The organism is Dyella sp. (assembly GCF_036568765.1).
Classification (GTDB): domain Bacteria; phylum Pseudomonadota; class Gammaproteobacteria; order Xanthomonadales; family Rhodanobacteraceae; genus GSA-30.
In genome coordinates this window covers 1-19,779 of sequence record NZ_DATCRY010000203.1, presented here as the reverse complement: position 1 = coordinate 19,779, position 19,779 = coordinate 1, and the positions used below count along the sequence as shown (strand labels likewise).

General features: G+C 57.5%; 17 protein-coding genes, 1 tRNA gene and 1 pseudogene. 10 read left to right on the top strand and 9 right to left on the bottom strand.

Annotation, left to right across the window (positions count from 1 at the left end; translation table 11 throughout):
* Positions 1–365 precede the first annotated feature (365 nt).
* Positions 366–3,248, top strand: a complete 2,883-nt coding sequence (locus tag VIM98_RS14160; RefSeq protein WP_331993752.1) for a TonB-dependent receptor plug domain-containing protein — start codon at positions 366–368, stop codon at positions 3,246–3,248.
* 281 nt (positions 3,249–3,529) lie between these two features.
* Positions 3,530–3,724, top strand: a complete 195-nt coding sequence (locus tag VIM98_RS14155) for a hypothetical protein (RefSeq protein WP_331993751.1) — start codon at positions 3,530–3,532, stop codon at positions 3,722–3,724.
* Between the two features lie 92 nt (positions 3,725–3,816).
* Here VIM98_RS14155 and VIM98_RS14150 read toward each other — a convergent pair whose 3' ends face one another.
* Together VIM98_RS14150 and VIM98_RS14145 are read right to left on the bottom strand one after the other, a co-directional pair.
* Complete coding sequence (locus VIM98_RS14150; protein WP_331993750.1) at positions 3,817–4,254, bottom strand: HD domain-containing protein; 438 nt, start codon at positions 4,252–4,254, stop codon at positions 3,817–3,819.
* Positions 4,255–4,309: 55 nt separating this feature from the next.
* Positions 4,310–5,044, bottom strand: coding sequence for an ADP-ribosylglycohydrolase family protein (locus tag VIM98_RS14145; RefSeq protein WP_331993749.1), 735 nt, complete (start codon positions 5,042–5,044; stop codon positions 4,310–4,312).
* A 16-nt stretch (positions 5,045–5,060) separates the two neighbouring features.
* Here VIM98_RS14145 and VIM98_RS14140 point away from each other — a divergent pair, with 16 nt between their 5' ends.
* From VIM98_RS14140 to VIM98_RS14125, 4 genes are all read left to right on the top strand, one after another.
* Positions 5,061–5,744, top strand: coding sequence for an alpha/beta hydrolase (locus tag VIM98_RS14140; protein ID WP_331993748.1), 684 nt, complete (start codon positions 5,061–5,063; stop codon positions 5,742–5,744).
* A gap of 258 nt (positions 5,745–6,002) precedes the next feature.
* Entirely contained in the window at positions 6,003–11,381 is a 5,379-nt protein-coding gene (locus VIM98_RS14135) for a hypothetical protein (RefSeq protein WP_331993747.1), read from the top strand.
* 11 nt (positions 11,382–11,392) lie between these two features.
* Entirely contained in the window at positions 11,393–12,400 is a 1,008-nt protein-coding gene (locus tag VIM98_RS14130) for an RHS repeat-associated core domain-containing protein (protein ID WP_331993746.1), read from the top strand.
* A complete protein-coding gene (locus tag VIM98_RS14125) occupies positions 12,381–12,845 on the top strand; it encodes a hypothetical protein (protein WP_331993745.1) in 465 nt (154 codons plus the stop codon). Before VIM98_RS14130 ends, VIM98_RS14125 begins: the two co-directional genes overlap by 20 nt.
* A gap of 397 nt (positions 12,846–13,242) precedes the next feature.
* Here the strand turns inward: VIM98_RS14125 and VIM98_RS14120 are convergent, their stop codons facing one another.
* Entirely contained in the window at positions 13,243–13,542 is a 300-nt protein-coding gene (locus tag VIM98_RS14120) for a helix-turn-helix transcriptional regulator (protein ID WP_331993744.1), read from the bottom strand.
* A 194-nt stretch (positions 13,543–13,736) separates the two neighbouring features.
* Between VIM98_RS14120 and VIM98_RS14115 the strand changes: the two genes are divergently transcribed.
* The 3 genes from VIM98_RS14115 (at position 13,737) to VIM98_RS14105 (ending at position 16,294) form a co-directional block, all read left to right on the top strand.
* Positions 13,737–14,558 (top strand): hypothetical protein, encoded by an 822-nt coding sequence (locus VIM98_RS14115; RefSeq protein ID WP_331993743.1) that lies wholly within the window; start codon positions 13,737–13,739, stop codon positions 14,556–14,558.
* A gap of 234 nt (positions 14,559–14,792) precedes the next feature.
* On the top strand, positions 14,793–15,083 hold the full coding sequence (locus VIM98_RS14110) for a hypothetical protein (protein ID WP_331993742.1): 291 nt from the start codon (positions 14,793–14,795) through the stop codon (positions 15,081–15,083).
* Between the two features lie 135 nt (positions 15,084–15,218).
* Positions 15,219–16,294 (top strand): IS3 family transposase gene (locus tag VIM98_RS14105; protein WP_414650222.1). Its coding sequence is split into 2 segments (ribosomal slippage): positions 15,219–15,477 and positions 15,477–16,294, totalling 1,077 coding nucleotides; the frame shifts between segments, so codons are not numbered across the junction.
* A gap of 93 nt (positions 16,295–16,387) precedes the next feature.
* Here VIM98_RS14105 and VIM98_RS14100 read toward each other — a convergent pair.
* Together VIM98_RS14100 and VIM98_RS14095 are read right to left on the bottom strand one after the other, a co-directional pair.
* Complete coding sequence (locus tag VIM98_RS14100; RefSeq protein ID WP_331993741.1) at positions 16,388–16,795, bottom strand: hypothetical protein; 408 nt, start codon at positions 16,793–16,795, stop codon at positions 16,388–16,390.
* 95 nt (positions 16,796–16,890) lie between these two features.
* Positions 16,891–17,043, bottom strand: coding sequence for a helix-turn-helix domain-containing protein (locus tag VIM98_RS14095; RefSeq protein ID WP_331993740.1), 153 nt, complete (start codon positions 17,041–17,043; stop codon positions 16,891–16,893).
* A gap of 189 nt (positions 17,044–17,232) precedes the next feature.
* On the opposite strand from VIM98_RS14095, the gene VIM98_RS14090 reads away from it, so the two are divergent.
* Positions 17,233–17,370 (top strand): hypothetical protein, encoded by a 138-nt coding sequence (locus tag VIM98_RS14090; protein ID WP_331993739.1) that lies wholly within the window; start codon positions 17,233–17,235, stop codon positions 17,368–17,370.
* 656 nt (positions 17,371–18,026) lie between these two features.
* Here VIM98_RS14090 and VIM98_RS14085 read toward each other — a convergent pair.
* From VIM98_RS14085 to VIM98_RS14070, 4 genes and pseudogenes are all read right to left on the bottom strand, one after another.
* Positions 18,027–18,102, bottom strand: a tRNA-Phe gene (locus VIM98_RS14085).
* Between the two features lie 79 nt (positions 18,103–18,181).
* The gene (locus VIM98_RS14080) at positions 18,182–18,454 is read right to left on the bottom strand and encodes an oxidative damage protection protein (RefSeq protein WP_331993738.1); all 273 of its coding nucleotides are present in this window, start codon (positions 18,452–18,454) and stop codon (positions 18,182–18,184) included.
* A complete protein-coding gene (gene mutY, locus VIM98_RS14075; protein WP_331993737.1) occupies positions 18,451–19,515 on the bottom strand; it encodes an A/G-specific adenine glycosylase in 1,065 nt (354 codons plus the stop codon). Before mutY ends, VIM98_RS14080 begins: the two co-directional genes overlap by 4 nt.
* Before the next feature lie 10 nt (positions 19,516–19,525).
* Positions 19,526–19,779 (bottom strand): annotated as a pseudogene (locus VIM98_RS14070) (membrane assembly protein AsmA); the annotation flags it as partial.

Sequence of the window (19,779 nt, the reverse complement as noted above, 5' to 3'; positions counted from 1 at the left end):
GATCCGCTATGCCCATGCCTGAAACCTCCGGCATACGAATCGCAAGTTGTTGCGTTCATCTTGTTCGTTCCCGATTGCGTGAAACCATACGATTGAAGATCGGTCCGGCCGGATTTGCCACCATCTAAATGACTGTTTTATTTAAAGCTTGCGTCAAGCTTACGAAAAAGCGTTGACATTTATGAACGGCCGCAATTAAGTTCGACGAAGGGCGGCGGGGGAATCCGCTATTTCCTGCGAAATACACGAGATTAACGGGACTGCCGCAACGGCAGTGCCGAGGGGACTCGTGCGCCTGAAGAAGCCAGAACGACGCCTGGCTCTTGCTTCCTTTAGCCGATTGCGTCGTCAGGGGAATTAAACGCGTGAAATATTTTGAAAACAGCAAGTTGGCTGTTGCCGTTCGTCTCGGTCTTGCGATGGGTGCATTGGCCTTCTCGGCCTCGGTTTTCGCACAGGATGCCAGCGGCGCACAGGCCAGCCAGGAGTCGGGCAAGAAGACCGAAGCGGCTACCAACGACAGCCCGAAGGATGTCAAGAAACTGGATCAGGTCGTCGTCACCGGCTCGCTGATCCCGATTTCGCAGATTGAAACCGCAACGCCGACGTTCACCATCACGTCGGACGACATGAAGGCCCGCGGCTTCTCGACGGTCGCCGAAGCGCTGCAGCAGTCTTCGTTCGCTACAGGCTCGGTGCAGGGCGCGCAGTTCTCGCAGGGCTTTACTCCCGGCGCCCAGACCTTGAGCTTATTCGGTCTGCCTATCGGCTTCACAAAATACCTGATCGATGGTCGTCCGATGGGCAACTTCCCAGCCCTCTACAACGGCAGCGACAGCTTCAACAGCATCAGCGGCATTCCCGCAGATCTGGTCGATCACATCGACATCCTCCCTGGCGGTCAGTCGAGCCTGTACGGTTCCGACGCCATCGCAGGTGTTATCAACATCGTGCTGAAGAAGAACGTCGATCGTCCGTCTATCGACTACCGCTATGGCTGGACTTCCGACGGCGGCGGTCAATCGAATCGCTTGAGCTTCGCCGACAGTTTCCACTGGAACAAGCTGAACGTGGTTTACGGCGTGCAGCTCGAAAAGCAAGACGCGATCTGGGCTTCGCAGCGCAGCCTGTCGTCGCACTACTTCAACGGCAATCCCAAGTCCCCGGCCATCGCCGGTCGCGATTACCTCGTCAACTCGGCCACGGGCGCCGGTTACCTGTTCGAAGATCCCAATAATTGCGCCAACGTCGCGGGCCAGTTCAACGGTGGCGAGGGCCTGCGTCATCGCGCAGGGTCCGGCGACTATTGCGGCTCGTTCAACAGTCCGGGCTACCGCACTATGCAGGATCCGAGCAAGACCGGAAACGTCTATGCTCACGGCACCTTCGATGTTACGCCCGATACCCAGCTCTACGGTGACGTGCTGTTCAACTACAGCAAGACCAAATGGAATTCGGGTGCGGGTTACATGTGGTGGGGATCGGCTGCCGACTTCGGGCACATTTACGACCCCAACCTCGATGACTTCGTCGACCTCCAGCACGCGTTCTCGCCGGAAGAAGTGGGCGGCTACGATCGCATCGCTACCCAGCAGACCGAAAAGAGCCTGATGTACACCTTGGGCGCCAACGGCGTGTGGGATCAGAACTGGAACTGGGACCTGGGATTCACCCACTCGCAAGATCATCTCGACGTCTCGGACTATGTGCGTTACGCCGACAAGATCGATGCCTACTTCGAGAAGAACGTCCTTGGCGATTATCTCGGTGAGGACCCGTATGGCTTCGGCTATTCGAGCTACGCCATCAACTACGATGCGTTCTATCGCCCGGTGAGCCGCGCCGATTTCGATTCCTTCACTGGACGCGAAGTCACGCATGCCAAGACCTACGACAACATGCTGCGGTTCCAGCTGACCAACGGTTCGCTGTTTGCACTGCCCGGTGGCGATGCGGGTATCGCGATAGTGGCTGAGGGCGGCAATCAGGGTTGGGATTACCAGCCGAGCGCCCAGGCCGAAGCGGGTAACCTGTGGGGAACGGGCGGTGTGAGCGGTTCGGGTCATCGCAGCCGTTACGCCTTGACCACCGAATTCCGCGCACCTCTGACCACATGGCTGACCATCGACGCGTCGGGCCGCTACGACGGCTACAACGTGCTCGGTACCACCATTGCTCACGGTACATACAACCTGGGCTTCGAGATTCGGCCGTTCGATACCTTGTTGCTGCGCGGCAAGTACGGCACCGCGTTCAAGGCGCCGAATATCTCCGATCAGTTCCAGGGCCCATCGGCAGGGTATCTGACCGGCTTCCCGGACTATCTGAACTGCGGTCGCCTCGGCTTCACGCCGGACACGATCGACCAGTGTAAGCCGCTGCAGTACGGTCAGGCGCAGATCATCGCCAGCCAGAGCGGTAACAAGGATCTCCAGCCGATCACGGCCAAGGTCTGGTCGTACGGTTTCGTGTGGTCGCCGATCGAACGCATGAAGATCAGCGTCGATTACCTGCACTGGGATATCTCGAACGAAGTCAACACGGAAAGTGCCAGCGGCCTGTCGTTGGACGAGTACCGCTGCGACATCGGCATGTACGCGATGGATTCGGGTACGTGTACGAACGCCTTCGCCAAGATCGTTCGTAATCCCGTGACACCTGATGAGAAGGCAAAGGGCCTGTTGGGTACAATCGACACGATCAACACTCCGAAGGTCAACGTCTCGAACGAAAAGGTGAACGCGCTGTCGGCCGAGTTTGCCTACCAGCTTCCGACCGCGCGCTTCGGTACCTTCGGTTTCAACCTGTCGTACAGCGATGTCCTGAAGCACGAGTATCAGGACTACCCGGGCGACGACTACGTGAACTATCTGACGAGCCCGGATTGGTCGCAGGATTTCAAGACCAAGGTGAACGGCTCGGTATCGTGGATCACCCCGGACGACAACTGGGCAACCACGGTGTACTTCAACCGCCTCGGGGCCACGCCGAACTACGAGGCCCAACTGCTGGGCGAGTACGACGCATCGAGGGGCGCCAGGAAGTACGGTGCGTGGATCACCTATAACGCCAGCATTGCCTATAAGGGCTTCAAGAACATCGAGTTGAGCTTCCTGGTCAACAACGTGTTCAACAAGATGCCGCCGCATGACAACACGTACCTCGGCACCGAAGTCACGCCGTGGAACCAGTTCAACTACAACATCTACGGCCGCACCATGTACATCGAGGCCAACTACAAGTTCTAGTCCCCTAGAAGCAAGGACGATCCCCCAAGGGCCACGGACGGCCCGCCCAATGGCAACCCCTCCGAATACAGCGAAAGCGAATCCTATCGCTGTGGGAGCGACTTCAGGGAACGTCTAAAAACCTCTCAATCGCCCGAATATAGCGAAAGCGGATCCTATCGTTGTGGGAGCGACTTCAGTCGCGACAAGGACTTGCGGTGAGGCACGATTGTCGCGACTGAAGTCGCTCCCACAGAAAGCAAGTTTTTGGAGGTTCCCTTTAGTCGCGACAGAGCCGAACGATGGGACTCGATTCCGATCAGCACGACCTGGAGTTGACGGATCGGCCATCCAGCAAGCTGTTACGGCACCGCCTGGACTCGGCGAAACGGCAGGTTATCCCCTCCGATGTCGATATGTCCCGATACGAAATCACCCGTGGCGTCGTCGAATACGAACGTCGCGTCTTGCGACAAGGTAGCTCGTCATCCCCGTGAAATACGGGGCAAAGCTCCCATTCTTCGAGTTCATTGGGGCGACGATGAAAACCGAAGCTACAAGGCCTGCTGAAGTCCACATGGGTTCCCGATCAATCGCTTTCGTTCGAGTTAGCAAGCAGAATGGATCGAACGGCTTTGTATTCCTCAAGCCTCGCGTAATCTCGCTCTGTGGGTTCAATTATTCGCGACAAATCCATGTTTTCGGCGTTATCGGCCAGCTTGACGACAACGGCAACGGGATCCTGCCTCGCCCTCCTGGCCGCATCCAAGCGAGATTCGCCCTTGCGCTTGGTCAATGCGTCAACGGCGGCGATAACCTCCAGCGGAAATCCTTCCTCTCTGAGCTTGTCGAGCGTGACGGGCGAGTCTTCGACGACATCATGAAGTACTGCCGCCATGCGTTCCCAGGTTGAATTGACTCGCAGCATCACCCTGAGCGGATGGAGGATGTACGGTTGCCCGCCTTTATCGATCTGGCCTGCATGGGCCTCTGCGGCGATGGCTATTGCGCGTTCGAGTGTTGCCATGAGTTCGTCACCGAGTCAGTTGTCTTGCGTCCGCTCGCGATGGCTTCCGTATGAATCAGAGGACCTGGGCCCTGCAGAGGAGCTTTTCCTGCAGTTCGTCGAGTATATCTTTACCTCGCAATCGCTCGCGCCACGTCTGGGGGATACCGGACAATCCGAACCGGATACCGGCTATGCCCCCGGTGACCGCGGCCGTTGTGTCCGTGTCGTTACCCAGTGCGATGGCGCTACGAACAGCTCCGGCATAATCGCCCGCATTGTCTAGCGCGTGGCGCGCCGACCAGAGCGTATCCACTACGTATCCCGTTCCCGCCACCCTTTGAAGGTGTGCCGAGTCCAGCACGAGCTCGACTTCCTCGCTCGGCAGGCCGGCAGCGGGCCCATGGATCCGAAGCGACGCGGCGGCGGCATCCCAGCTGGAAGAAACCGAAGAAAGTTCGGCGCGAGCCCATAGGCAGAGCATGGCGCTTGCTACCGCGGAGCGGGGATGTCCATGCGTGGGCAGACACTGCTGCGCTGCCAAGGCCATAAGAGACTCGTCATCGCCCTGATGCCACAGTGCCAGGGGCAGCACGCGCATCAGCGCGCCATTTCCGTTGTCGTGCTCGCTGGCGGGGCCGGCATGCTCCGGTCGCGCACCAGCTTGAAGGGCTTCCAGGGCGCGCCATGTCTGTACGCCAATGTCGAAGACGTGACCGTCCACCGCCATATAGCCCCAGGCTTTCCAATTGATCAGGCGACCGGCAAAGTTGCTGAGGTCCAACCCATCGCAATCCAGCAGGGATGCCAATAAAGATCCGGCTGTCGTGAATGGCCTGTCAGTCAGTCGTCATGTCATTGCATTCGACAATCGTGGCGTGGGCCGGTCGGGCGGCACGACGCCGGCCTCGGTCGAAGCAATGGCGCAAGATGCAATCTCCTTCATCCGTGCGCTCGGATTGGACAAGGTCGATCTGCTGGGATTCTCGCTGGGCGGCTTCGTCGCTCAGGTAATAGCCCAGGACCAGCCCGATCTCGTCCGCAAGATTATCATCGCCGGCTCCGGTCCCAAAGGTGGCGAAGGCATCTCGAGCATGGGCGCAGTCCTGCAAGACGGCGTGGCCAAGGCCGCTGCCTCGGGCAAGCATCCGAAGCACTTCCTGTTCTTCTCGCAAACCGATAACGGCCAGGCCGCGGCCAATGCGTTCCTCGCTCGTTTGGGCGCGCGCACGGAAGACCGGGATGCTCCGATAAGCAACGAGACCATTCATGCCCAATTGACGGCCATCTATGCCTGGAGGCAGGGCGAGGCATCCAAGCCGATCGGGATTCAACACCCTGTGCTGGTTGCCAATGGCGACGACGATGTCATGGCACCGACCATCAATTCGTTCGAGCTGGCATGCCGGCTGCCCAATGCGCAGCTCAGCATTTTCCCGGATGCCAGCCATGGCGGAATTTTCCAGTACCACGCCGCCTTTGTTCAGCAGGCTCTCGATTTCCTTCGTTGATGAACTGGCCGAGACGGCAAGTTACCTGCTGTCTCGGCCGATCGTACGCTTTGCGAGTGCTGCCGAAGCATCGGTGCTAGCTGGTAGCGATAACGGGAGTTGGATCCCTTGCGTAGGATATTTCTGACAAGACCGCAGGAAGTCGCTGACTGCGCAAATTTATGCGAAACTGTTATTAATAAGCGATCTGCTTAGGTGTTAAAGGGTGCATCTTCTCTAGCGCTTAGGCATACGACACAGTACAGGGGCTGGGGAAATATGCGTATTACTTTAGGCCGCGCGGTGCGTGCGGTGATCGTGTTTGCGTGCTGCGCGTTTTGGGCAGCTCAGGTCCTGGCGCAATCTGCCTCGGTATCTCCCGAAGACGAATACAAGAAAAAGATCAAGGTTACCGAGGATATACAGCCGCTGGGTGAGAACCCATTCGGAGAAAACATCAGCCTTTACAACGGCAGCCTTTCTTTTACGCAAACCGATGTAAAGCTCAGTGGCCAAGGGCCAGATTTGCTGCTGTCGCGCACGTATAAGATTCCCGATCTTCCGTTCAATCAGTATTACCAAGATGTGCTGAACAGCCAACTGGTCGATTGGACGCTCAATATTCCCCATATAGAGACCTTATCCGGGCCTAGCAACTGGCAAGGAACGACGTACGGCCAATGGACCTTCATTGACGATTCTAACCGCTGTTCAAACTTCGCCAGTCCGCCAGACATTGTGGTACCGGCCAAGCAGGGTCAGGAACCGATCGACTGGGAGCCCAGAAAGTGGTGGCATGGCTATCAGATGGTCACGGCCGATGGTGCCAGCCAGGATTTGCTGAGCCGTGCTACAGCGAACAATCAGGTGCCGCAGGATGGTGCCAGCTACCCGATCGTCACCTTGCAGCATTGGGCTATCAGTTGCCTGTCCCAAACATCGAACGGGCAACCTGGGCAAGGTTTTCTGGCGGTGGCGCCCGATGGAACCAGATACTGGTTCGATCATCTGATCTATAAGACGGCACCGACGATGGCGCATGCGAGCCTCGGCGCGCTTTATCGCCGCATCGGCTTGATGATGGTGTCGGTCGTTCGCGATCGCTTTGGCAACTCACTGACCTATTCATATGACGCGAATGGCAACGCTACGCAGATCGAAGCGAGCGATGGCCGAAAGCTTATTTTGAGCTATGAGACATGGCAGCGTCCGGCGAGCAGTGGATTTACGGATCCGCCTGCCTATCGCTTGCACTCGGTGACGCTGCAGCCCGATGCGGGCCTGCCACGGACGTGGTTTTACGCCTATTCGAGCGATCCCAACGTTCCCGCGCTTAGCCAGGTGCTTCAGCCCGATGGCAGTGCATGGGCTTTTCATTTGGATACGTTTCGCTCACCCAAGTTCGATACGTTGGTCACGTATACGACCGGCTGTGCGACTTTGCAGGCGAACACGGGGCCAACTTCTTCGGCATGGATGACCCATCCTTCCGGGCTGACGGGCACATTTACCGTACAGAGCACAGTCCGAGGTCGCTCATATACGCCAAATACCTGCGTAGACATGGGTACGGGTGTCCATGAGGCATTGACACCCGATCTCTATGTTGTCGCGGCCGTTACCCAAAAACATTTTACGGGCGCGGGCATCGATCTGACCTGGAACTACAGCTATTCGCCAGCAAATCAGAGTGCAATCGAGGACTGCTCCACGGGGTGCGTAAGCAATGTTTGGACGGTAGTGACCGATCCGAAAGGTGCTGCGATACGTTACAACTTCAGTAACCGTTTTGACGCCTCGGAAAGCTTGCTGACGAAGACGGAGTTTTTCAGTGGAGCTTTGGGCACGAATGTCCTTCGCACCGAAGACGATCAGTATGCGCTCGGCGGAAGTTGGCCCTGGCCTTCATCCCTAGGTTCCACGACCCAGGTTTACCTTAATGAAGAACAGCAGAGCAAGTTGCATCCGTTGCAGAAGCGCACAATTACGCAGGACGGCGAAGACACTTACACTTCCGAAGTTACCGCATTCAATGAGTTTGCCCAAGAAGCAAGGGTGAGGCGCTATAGCAGCATCATTGGACAGGCGGCCATTGAGGAGCAAACGACCTATCTCAACGATCTGCCGCACTGGATGCTCGGCTTGCCGCAACAGGTTGATAACCTGACGACAGGCGAGACCGAAAGCATCAACACCTACAACCTGAGCAACGTCACGCTGCAATCGCGCTCGCGATTCGGTCAGTTACTGATGAGCTATGGCTACGATGCGCAGGGTAATCTGGCCAGCTTTACCGATCCTAATAATCACACCACCTCGCTCAGCAACTACAAGCGAGGTATCCCGCAAACCATCGGCTATCCCGATGGTCATGGGCAGAGCCTGGTCATCGATGACTTCGGCCAGATCAGCTCCATTACCGACCAGGCCGGTAACACGACGAGCTATAGCTACGACAGCATCGGTCGTATCACGGGGATTACGTATCCGACCGGCGACGAAGCGGCCTGGGCGTCGAAGACCTTCAGCTATGCCTTGGTCCCCAGTGCCGAGCGCGGTGTTGGCGCGAACCACTGGCGCCGCATCAGCTCGCAAGGCAACGCGCAGAGCGTCACCTACTTCGACGCCATGCTGCGCCCGGTCCTGTCCGATACCGCGATCAGCGGCAACGCCTCGGTCAGCACGACTCGCACCGACTACGACTGGAAGGGGCAGAAGACCTTCGTCTCCTATCCGGGTGCGGGCAACCCAGACCTGACGGCGCTCACGGCCGGCACGCACAGCGTCTATGACGCCCTGGAACGCTTGACCGACACCCAGCAGGATTCCGAGCTGGGCACGCTAACCACACACACCGCCTATCTGTCCGGTGCGCGGGAGCAGGTCACCGATCCGAAGGGCAATCTCACCACGACGAGCTACCAGGTCTTCGATCAGCCGGCCTACCAGTCGGTGATCCAGGTCCAGGCGCCCGGTGGCATCACCCAGACGATCAGTCGCGACATCTACGGCAACCCGCTGGCGATCACCCAATCGGGTCTTTATGGCACCGAAAGCGACAGCGTCACCAAGACGCTGACCTATGACAGCTTCCACCGCCTGTGCCGCACCACCGAGCCCGAAAGCGGCAGTGAAGTGACGGCCTACGATCTGGCGAACAATATCGCCTGGACGGCGTCAGGCTTGGCGATTACCGGTACGGCCTGCGGCCAGGAACAGGTGGCCGACACGGCCAAGACGAATCGCAGCTACGACGCGATGAACCGCCTGCTGACCCTGGCTCCACCGACAGGCACCCAGAGCACGGCGTACACCTACGATCCGCTCGGTAACGTGCAAACCACCACGTCGGGTATCACCACCTGGACGGCCACCCGCAACAAGCTGGCCCAGCTGACCGCCGAGACGATGAGCGTCACGGGCAACGGCAGCAATGTCATCCGCTACAGCCACGATGCCAACGCGCACCTGGCCAGTATCAGCTACCCGGACGGCCTGGTAGTCAACTATGCCCCGGATGCGCTGGGTCGCCCCACGGTGGCCGGTAGCTTCGCCAGCAACGTCAGTTACTTCCCGGACGGCGATGTCGAGCATTTCACCTTCGGCAACGGCACCGACTACCTGGTGCAGAAGAACGCCCGAAACCTGCTCAGCAACTTCAGCTATGCCCAGGGCAGTACGCTGAACCTGAGCGAGGATTACCTCTACGACGCCAACGGCAACATCACCAACATCAACGACCTGGCTGGCGGCCCGCGCACCAAGAGCTTCGGCTACGACGCGCTCAACCGCCTGACCAGCGCCCAGGCGGCTGGCTTGTGGGGCACGGAAACCTATAACTACGACCCGCTCAACAACATCCGCAGCCGGGTCAGCGACGGTCAGACCTTCACCTATAACTACGACGCCACCAACCGGCTGGCGAGCATCACCAACGGTGCAAGTACGGCCTTCAGCTTCGGCTACGACAATCGCGGCAACGTGACGAGCAAGAACACCACCTCCCTGGTGTTCGACGAGAAGAACCAGCTCTTGCAGATCCCGGGGCTGGATAGCTACGCCTACGACGCGTCCGGCCGTCGCGTCCTGAAAACTCCGGTCAGCGGCAACCCGACTTATTACTTCTATACCCAGGATGGGCAGCTGCTGTACCAGTACGAGGCCAACACCACCAAGAGTACGGATTATGTGTTCCTCGGCAAGAAGCTGATCGCTCGCAATGAAGGTTATGCCACGACCGTCACGGGCAACATCGACGGCATCAACATCGATGGCAGTGGCAATGCCACGCTAAGTGGCTGGGCTTGCTCCACGGGGCTGGCGCAGTCGATCACGGTGGAAGTGTTCGCGGGCGGCGCTTCGGGCGTCGGCGGGGTGCGGGTGGCGACCGGGACGGCGAATGTGACCAGCGAGCCGGCGGTGCAGGCCGCTTGCCAGGTCACTACGGGCAGCTATCGCTTCAGCATTCCACTGACCACGGCGGTGCGTCAGCAATATGGCGGCTTGCCGATATACATGTACGGCGACTCGCCGGTGGGGAATGGCAACCTCGTGCTGGGAGGTTCGGGGACGTTCCAAGTGCCGGCCGCGCTCACAGCACCCGCCGCACCGGCGACCGCGACGGCTACGGTGGCGGGCGACCTGAGTAGCCTTACTGTCACCTGGAGCAGTGTGACGGGGGCGACCGGCTATAAATTGCAGCAGAAACAGAACAGCAATCCGTGGAACCAGGTGCAGAACAGTAGTGCTACCAGTTACACGCTAAGCAATCCGGTGGATGCCATCTACAGCTATCAGGTCCAGGCCTGCAATGCGAGCGGCTGTAGCGCGCTCACGCCATCCAACACGGTCACTGTGGCGCATGTTCCGCCGACACCAGCCAGCATCAGCACGCCGACTAGCAGCAACGGCCCGGTAAGCGTGATCTGGGCGAGCGCAGCATACGCGACGAGCTACACGTTAGAGCAGAGTATTAACGGCGGTGCGTTCGCAGAGATCTACAGCGGTGCGGCCACCAGCGACAGCTTCAGTGTGGGGGCAACGGCCAGCTATACGTATCGGGTCAAAGCCTGCAATGCGAACGGTTGCGGCGGTTATGCCACGAGCGGCGCGGTGGCGGTCACGATTCCGCCAGCGAGCGCACCAAGCCTGAATGTGCCGGCAAGCAGCAATACAGGCAGCTATACGGTGAGCTGGAGTGGTGTAAGTGGCGCGACAACATATCTGTTGCAGGAGCAAACCAACGGCGGCGCATGGGGCACGGTACAGAACACCAGTGCGCTGAGTTGGCCAACGAGCGGTCGCGGTAATGGCACGTATGGGTATCGCGTGCAGGCTTGCAACACCGGTGGCTGCGGCCCGTTTAGCGGAGCGGGGTCGATCGTGGTATCCCTGGTTCCAGTGGCGCCTACAGGGGCGCACGTAGAAGACTATTTCCCAAGCTCGAAGCTAGAGGGAAATAAGGCGGTCTGGAACGCTGTTAGCGGCGCGACGTATTACGAGGCCAAGCGTAACGACACTGGCGCGAGTGTATATAGCGGAGCTGCGACTACATTTGTTATTGGCACGGCAACAATTCCTAATGTGCCTCTGTACTACCAGTTTTCTGTGAGGGCTTGTAATGCCGTTGGTTGTTCGGCATGGGCGATCGGGTTCTAAAGGGTTGTGCTATGAGGAAAAAGCAAAAATCGTTAGGTTTCATTGTTCGATACTTGAGCATTCTTTGTGCGATAGTTCCTGTTGTTGCGTGTGCAGAAAATGTCACGTACATCTATGAGGGTCCTAGGGGAGATGTGCTGGCGGAGGCAGATAAGTTTGGGGAAATAACAGCGAGCTTCGAATATAGACCTTTCGGTCAAGTGGTTACAGGTAGTGCTGGCGATGGTGTTCGTTACGCGGGTAATTTCTACGATGCTGATGTGAAGCTTGTCTATATGTCTGCACGATATTACGACCCTGATGCTGCAAGGTTCGTTAGCGCTGATTTAGTAGCGGTGTTGCCAGGGGGCGTAAGTCTGTTTAACAGATTTGCATATGCATTTAACAATCCAGTAGGTCTTATTGATAGATCCGGGATGTTGCCGACCAATGGTGATTACTACGGTTATCCATATGAGATATATATATCACCGCATGGCGATTCCGAAGGTGGTGGGGGTGGCGAAGTAAAAAACAAGGCGACTGTTCCATTGAATACGCCTGACAAGCTCAAGCCATACTTTGAAAACATTAGTGCGGCCGATAGAATAAAGGCTGCGATGGTGGTAATGGACTACTTTAATATAGACTATAAAAACCTTACATTTGCCTATAAGTTTGACAGTGGGGCCAATGCTAGCATGTCGTTCGATGGGCAGTTGGATGTGGCGGAGCCGCTCTTCAGAAATTCATTTGGTATGATTGGAGCGATGCTTTTTCATGAGGTTGGTGTGCATTGGCATGTGCAGTTTTCGAAAATGAGGGAGCTAAAGGATGGTCTTCAGTCGAATAGCCCGGCTTTTCTTATGCGAGAAGTTCAGGCGTATGATCTTGAGCTAACGGAGGCAAATATACGCCGTTTTGGACTCACTCCAGCGGAAGTGTCTAGTGAGAGGCATAAACGGGATGGGTATTTCAATTCCCTTAGTCCTGCTAACAAATCCATGATCGAGAAATATCATGTTTATACGCCATTATAAATTAGTTTTGATTTTTGTTTTTGTGTGTTTGTCGTTGTTTCCGAAGTTATCGCTTGCGGACAACGTTTTTAACTTTCGAGCCGATGTTATTGGTGGGAGCCTTAGGCTTTCTATCAAAAATATGTCGGGTATAAATTATAAGATAAGCAGATTATTTACACAAAATCCAGCGTTTGGCGTTCTTCAAGTGGATGTTAGGAGTCATGGTAAAGCTTACAGTATGGTCATTCCTCCTAATGAGGATATACAGTCAAAGGAAAACTATATAGTTTTATATCCTGGTGATTTTTTTGGTCGTGATATGGATATAGAGTGGATGCTTGGTTTGTATGGAATTAAAGATGGGTGTTACGACCTTACTATCATCTACCACGATAAGATGGCCAAGGAGTTTTCTGCCTATGCGGGGTCTATTAAATCAAATACTGTAAATGTTTGCCTTTAGCGCGGGGTGCGAAACGTCGGCAATCGGCAAGCGCCTGCGAAAGCCGGTGCTACGCAAAATTACGTCAATCGTCGACGATTAGCTGAGCCCGAAACTGCTCGCGAAGACCCTGGATAACAAGCAACTCAAGGTTCGCACTTGCTAGTGGGAAACTACCGGTACTGAATCGTGGGCTTTAGATTGATGCCAAAGCGTCTGGCGCCCCATGAGGAGGTTAGGCTTCACACGGCGATGGTGGTGTGATTGGGGCCGCCCAAGATTTGTATCTCTCTGCAATTGGGGCCGTCCAGAGTTTTAGCGTTCACAGATGAGTGGCTTGGGCGAGAGCAGCAATTAGTGGATGGCTCCGAATCACCAGTTCCGATTTAAGCGGTCCTTGATTTGACACTGACTCCACTTAGATCTTACGCCCTCCCAATTTGCTTCCAACCTTAAGCGCGCGCTCAACCTCGGTTGCCCAAGTCACTAGGTCCGTGCCACAAGCGATGCACCAGTCCCTGATCTGTAGGGTATCCATTTTGGCCCCGCGTTCCGCAGCGCTCACATAGCTCTGAGTCCGGCCAAGCACCTCTGCAAACTGCACTTGGTTCAGGCCGGTGCGATCTCGGAATACCCGTAGCAGTTCGATGATGACTTGGTTTTCCGGACGGTAGATCGACTTTGCCTGGCGGCGAACAGCTTTCTTGGCCGTAGCCATGACCCTCTCCGATTCAGCTGGAAGGCCATAAAACTATACGCATCAAAGCGTTATGCATTTATTGCATACGCGTTTATCCACTATTATGTTTTTAGCTTCTGGCGTTGACTACACTCGGGATCGTCGCAGCGTAGGCGAAGTGGCACGCTACGACCACGATGGAACGCCCTTCCCAAGACGGATCCCCTTAACCCATGACCCAGATCGATCAAAGAGCCAAGCAGATCCTATTCGACACCTTCTGGCGGAACGGTTGGATAGACAGCGACTACAGAAACACGCCGCCGGAGGACTTCGAATACGCCAAAGCTCAGGGCCTGATGTTCGATCCGCTTGTCATAACGCATGACGCTCTGATTGAGCGCATCGTCGACCTAGTCGAGGGGATGCCGCCAGGCAAACCGGCCAAGGCTTTCCTATGCAGCCTATCTACCCGGCGGGTCGATTGGCGCTCGGGCCTTGCGTCATGGTATGTGGCAAAGCGAGTTTCCACGCACATCTACCAGAACCTAAGGCGCTTGGGCGGGCACAGCTTCAAAAATGGAGTATCGATACCGTATTGGAGATATGAGTGTGGTGTATGCGCAGGGCAGGATACTTATTGGCAGGAGGATCTCAATGTCCTCAACTTTGAACGCGTCCGCTGGGGAGGGGTGCGTCATGGTGACTTGATCTACACATTGCTAGATCTGGAGCAATTGGAGAAGGCCGAGATTCCTGAGCCGACATCCGAGGATGTTGAGATCTTAAAGGGGATATTGGAAGTGGCGACGTCGCTACGCCCGAATGATGCTCCAGGTGCTCTACGCGAAAGATTGAAGGATGTTGTGCCTTCCTCGAAAGAGGAGCGAAGCAGGCTGCTGGAGATAATGGCGTGTGCTGGGATTCTTGAGGCTCTCGCCCCGAATCGACCTCGGCTTGGCGGGACACCTGATTGGAAGTTCATTGCCAACTGGCGTGGGCAGGATGGGTTTAATGCGATGGTTGTCGAGGCGTTGTTTGGTGCCTGGTTATGAGGCAGGGATCAGTGGGGCGTCCAGTAACGGACAAGATTTACGGGCTGCAGGGATCTCATTCAGGTGATTGCTTTCGAAGAGAATTCGGATGCGGGAAGGGTTCGCTAGTGGAGACTCGATTAGTGGATGGCCCCATCTGCGGCAAAGATTCGCTCTGTGATTGATCGGGTAAGCACTGGTAATCTTAGAGACGTAGAAGATATTACGAATGCGCTTGGAAAATGAGGTATGGAAATGAATGATCTCGCTTTGATTGGGCAGCTACTTGCGAAAGGGCATGTTACAGATGAGCTTGTCCGCAAGTGGAGTCGTGCGGCAGCTTTACTGGCTGGTTTGGATGCGATAGGCCGTGACGGGTCTGTCGTGCTGATTAAGGTCGATGGGGCTCGCTCTGAAATGCCGTACTCCGTCGTTATATCAGGGCAGCGCCTGGGGGATTCCTTTTTCAGGAAAGACGGGGGTGACGTTTTATCTTTAATGCAAGAAGCAATTGAGTTCTATGATTTGGAGGTTTGGTCTAAGTAGTTAGTGGATGGCTCCGATTTGCGTCCCGGTGTAGGCCAAGCAAGATCCTAATGCCTATCGAACGCCCCGACGTCCCCCCGCTTTTGAGTAGCACGGCGATTTGGAGTCCAATCCCACCATCGACGGAGATTGGACGTGAAGAAGCGATTTACCGAAGAGCAGATCATCGGCTTCCTGCGTGAGGCGGACGCCGGCCTACCGATCAAGGAGCTGTGCCGCCAGCATGGTTTCAGCGAAGCCTCCTACTACCTGTGGCGCAGCAAGTTCGGCGGCATGAGCGTGCCTGACGCCAAGCGCCTGAAGGAACTTGAGACTGAGAACACGCGGCTGAAGAAGCTGTTGGCCGAGCAGATGCTTGAAAACGAGGTGATCAAGGACGTCCTGCGAAAAAAACCGTAGGCGCACCTGCCCGACGCGCGTTGGTGCGCCAGATGATCGACAAGGGACTGAGCGAGCGGCGCTCGTTGCGCATCGCGGGCATGAGCGCCAGCGCCTACCGCTACATACCACGCCCGGACCGTAACGTGGGCCTCCGGCAACGCACCATGGCGCTGGCGCAGCGGCACAAGCGCTACGGCGTGGGGATGATCCATCTGAAGCTCCGGCAGGAAGGCGTACCGGTGAATTACAAGCGCGTGGAGCGGCTGTATCAGGAACAGCGGCTGCAGGTGCGTCGACGCAAGCGCAAGAAGGTGCCAGTAAGCGAGCGGCAACCGTTGTTTCGCCCGTCGGCGGCCAACGAAGTGTGGTCGAAGGATTTCGTGTTCGACCGCACCGCTGACGCCCGCGTGCTCAAGTGCCTGACCATCGTCGACGATGCCACGCATGAATCGGTGGGCATCGAAGTCGAGCGAGCGATCTCCGGCAAGGGCGTGACGCGCGTGCTGGACCGCCTGGCGCACAGTCGCGGCCTGCCCAAGACGATCCGCACCGACAACGGCAAGGAGTTTTGCGGCAAGGCAATGGTCGCCTGGGCGCACGAACGCGGCGTGCAGTTACGCCTGATCGAACCGGGCAAGCCGAACCAGAACGCTTACATCGAATCGTTCAACGGGCGTCTGCGCGACGAGTGCCTCAACGAACATTGGTTCCCGAGCTTGCTGCACGCCCGCACCGAGATCGAACGCTGGCGACGCGAATACAACGAGGAGCGACCGAAGAAAGCGCTGGGCAGACTGACACCCGCCGCCTACGCCAAGCAGTTAAAGTAACTCCGGACTCCAAACAGACCCGCTACTCAAAGCGGGGGGACGTCGGGTAATAGACAGATCGTCCTAGGCGCTGTGCTCAGCATTGAAGAGGCGTCAGAAGCCAACGTCATATCCGAATGATCGCAAGTAATGGCCGAACGCGTAGCAACAAACTACCGCCAAAACGCCAGATACAACGTAGAAGATCGCTCCCGAACGAGTAGGCGCGTAAGCCGGGCCCAAGTACTTAGGCCCCTTTTCTCCGAGGATCATCCACATCAGCCCTATCAGAAGGACCAAGGGAGAGCCAAAGGCAATCTTCCATGAGTATGTAATTTCAGGCGCGTGATGCGCTGCTTCGTCAATCGTCATCCAGCAATAGCCGGCCCCCACCAAGCCACCCACGAAAAGAATTGCTCCAACTGATCTGCTAGTTGGGTCTGGCGGATTGGCTTTGGCCATCTTGCTCGGGTCAGCCTTCCTTTCGTTCATTGCCTGGGCAAATTCGTCCGGCGTCTTCATGTCCCCTCCCATTTCATTGTTTTGGATTTCCTCACCCCTAGAGCCGGCCGCAATGGGTCGCAAGCCGACATTCCGCGATTATTGAATCATATAGTTCAGGCTGGTTCTTGCAGCACGCGGTAGACCGTAGCAACGCCGACGTTGAAGCGTTCGGCCAACTGGGCAACCGAGAACTTTTCTTCCTGCCTAAGGGTGCGGATTCGCTTGCACTGGTCATCCGTTAACGCACGCTTTCGGCCAAATGTCACACCCTTCTGCTTGGCCTTGGCGATCCCATCGGCCTGCCGCTCGGCACGAATATCATTCTCAAAAGCGGCAAAAGCCCCCCCGGCAAGCTAAACATCAGGCGTCCTTCCGATGTCGCCGTATCGCCGCAATCGGGGCCACCCAGAATTTGAGCGTTCACGGACGAGTGGCTTGGGCGAGAGCAGCAATTAATGGATGGCCCGAATAGCCCCCTGCCGACGGCCGATGCGATCATCGCCCAGCTTCCGCAGCCGGTGGCCTTCGGTTGGGTGCAGCACACGCCCGGGTCATCGAGTGCGGCGCAGGGGGAAGGGCAGGCGGCGCTCTAACTGCTATGCCGTGGGAAGCCTCTGCGAAAGTCTCTCCATAGGGAAAGTATCGCTCTGAGAACGCCTATCAGCTCATGGATATCTTCATAGTCTTGGTTATTCATGGATTCTGCCCGCTGGTTGTCATTGGGCCGATTGTCGTGTCACGACTTCCCGGAATTCCTCGTGCTGGATTTCCGTTGCGGTGTCGACCAAGCGTCACGACCGCCCTGTGTCAAGCCCTGACGACCTCTCTGCCGCTGAGACTGGTGCAGCGTAGCCTCTCGGTGCATGTCCGAGACCTCCATCATTAGCTGGCACCAGCCCTTCGACCAAGCGCCATGGTTCGCCAGGGTAGCCCGCGCTATGCGGAGATCTTCGCCACAGTCGGCTACTGCGTCGGAGGGTCCGTGCTGCTCGCGCTGCAACCCAAGGGCGCCAAGGAATGGCGCGCCTCGACCAACCATAGCTATAAGACAATTGAGAACGCGAAGGCGCACTGGTTGAACGTTCCTGATGTTCGCGGCCCCTCATTGCGGCATGATATTGAGGGCGTCAAGCCGCGAGGTTACACAGGGCATTAAACGCGAAGCGCACTATGCGAATCGAAATAGTTTTTAGCAACGAGGTAAGTTTTTAGCGGAGAGTTTTTCGAGACTTCGAAAACCGCTTAAAAATGGTGGCCGGGGACGGAATCGAACCGCCGACACGGGGATTTTCAATCCCCTGCTCTACCAACTGAGCTACCCGGCCAGGGTGGATGGTCCTGAGTGGATCATCGCGTGGAGCCGCGTATTAAACCGACTATGCGCGGCTTCGTCAAGCTTGCCGCTCAACCTTCCGGTGCGACATAGCCCTCGGGCTGCTTTACGTCGCCGCCGAACAGGAATTTCTCCATCTCCGCGCCCAGGAACTGGCGTGCCTTGGGATCCAGCGGGTTGAGGCGGTATTCGTTGATCAGCATGGTCTGGTGGGCTAGCCATTCTTGCCATGCGGACTTTGAGATTTCGGCATAGATACGCTGGCCGAGCGGGCCGGGCCAGGGGGCGAAGTCGAGGCCTTCGGCGTCGATGCCGAGCTTGGCGCAGTGGATGGTGCGACTCATACGGTTTTCCTTGCGGGCAGGGCTTGCAGCAGGCTGCGCACGGGGGCGGGCAGGCCGAGCGTGGGAAGTTCTTCCGGCGCGTACCAGCGCTGCGCAGAAGTGTCGGCTACCGCATTCGGTGCGGTGGCATCGTCGAACAGCCAGGGTTCGACGTTGAGGCGGTAATGGCTGAAGACGTGGACGAATGGCGTCAGGGTGATGGCGTCGTCGACGCGCGCGAGTTTCTGTGCGGTGCGCCAGGCGTCGTCGTGGTCGCTGGCTTCGGGCAGACTCCACAGGCCCGACCACACGCCTTGCGGGCCGCGTCGTTCGAGCAGTACGCGGCCGTCTTCGTCGCGCAGGATCAACATCATCGTCGCGCGCGTGGGTATCGCCTTGCCAGCCTTGGGCGTGGGCAGTTGCGCGGTGAGGCCGCCGCGGCGGGCGACGCAGTGTTCGGCGACGGGGCAGCCCAGGCACAGCGGGCGCGAACGCACGCAGACGGTGGCGCCGAGATCCATGATGGCTTGCGTGTAGTCGGCAACGCGTTCGGCCGGCGTGTGCCGATCGGCGTATTGCCACAGTGTTTTTTCGACCGCGCTTTCGCTGGGGTGGCCATGTACGCCGTGGTAGCGCGTCAGTACGCGCTTGACGTTGCCGTCGAGGATCGGGAAGCGTAAACCGTAAGCCTGCGCGAGAATCGCGCCAGCGGTGGAGCGGCCGATGCCGGGCAGGGCGGCCAATGCGTCGAAATCGGCGGGCATGATGCCGCCGTGTTTTTCCACACAGAGTTGCGCGGCGCGATGCAGGAAGCGTGCGCGACGGTAGTAGCCCAGGCCCGACCACAGTGCCAGCACGCGATCTTCGTCGGCTTGGGCCAGATCGCGCAGGGTGGGCAGCGCGGCGACGAAGCGTTCGAAGTAGGGAATGACGGTAGCGACCTGGGTCTGCTGCAGCATCACTTCCGAAAGCCACACGCGGTAAGCATCGCGCTTACCGTTGGCGTCGGCGCGCTGCCAGGGCAGGTCTTTGCGGCCGTGGCGGTCGAACCAGGCCAGTAGTGGAGTAGCGAAGGCGTTCATGGGCCGATGTTCAAGGACGTTTCGGTGCGGCAGCGGATGCAGCGGATGCGGGTGCGACACCGGTTTCCAGGTGCAGGCCTTCGATGCTGATGCCGGCGGCGTTGATCTTGCCGATATCGATTTTCCCGGTGCCCGGCGGCAGCGCGAGTGGCGGCTGCTGTGCGTGCGCGGTTTTCTCCCACCAATCGGCGAGCGCCACCGGCGGTAGTTGTAGATCGGCGTGGCTGTCGGGGCCGTCGAGCTTGAGGGTGAGCATCAGCGGGG

Coding starts and splice junctions, on each gene's coding strand:
- VIM98_RS14110 (WP_331993742.1), top strand. CDS start 14,793: ATGAATGATCTCGCTTTGATTGGGCAGCTACTTGCGAAAGGGCATGTT.
- VIM98_RS14100 (WP_331993741.1), bottom strand. CDS start 16,795: ATGAAGACGCCGGACGAATTTGCCCAGGCAATGAACGAAAGGAAGGCT.
- VIM98_RS14080 (WP_331993738.1), bottom strand. CDS start 18,454: ATGAGTCGCACCATCCACTGCGCCAAGCTCGGCATCGACGCCGAAGGC.
- VIM98_RS14125 (WP_331993745.1), top strand. CDS start 12,381: ATGTTTATACGCCATTATAAATTAGTTTTGATTTTTGTTTTTGTGTGT.
- VIM98_RS14130 (WP_331993746.1), top strand. CDS start 11,393: ATGAGGAAAAAGCAAAAATCGTTAGGTTTCATTGTTCGATACTTGAGC.
- VIM98_RS14150 (WP_331993750.1), bottom strand. CDS start 4,254: ATGGCAACACTCGAACGCGCAATAGCCATCGCCGCAGAGGCCCATGCA.
- mutY (WP_331993737.1), bottom strand. CDS start 19,515: ATGAACGCCTTCGCTACTCCACTACTGGCCTGGTTCGACCGCCACGGC.
- VIM98_RS14135 (WP_331993747.1), top strand. CDS start 6,003: ATGCGTATTACTTTAGGCCGCGCGGTGCGTGCGGTGATCGTGTTTGCG.
- VIM98_RS14115 (WP_331993743.1), top strand. CDS start 13,737: ATGACCCAGATCGATCAAAGAGCCAAGCAGATCCTATTCGACACCTTC.
- VIM98_RS14120 (WP_331993744.1), bottom strand. CDS start 13,542: ATGGCTACGGCCAAGAAAGCTGTTCGCCGCCAGGCAAAGTCGATCTAC.
- VIM98_RS14090 (WP_331993739.1), top strand. CDS start 17,233: ATGGATGGCCCGAATAGCCCCCTGCCGACGGCCGATGCGATCATCGCC.
- VIM98_RS14155 (WP_331993751.1), top strand. CDS start 3,530: ATGGGACTCGATTCCGATCAGCACGACCTGGAGTTGACGGATCGGCCA.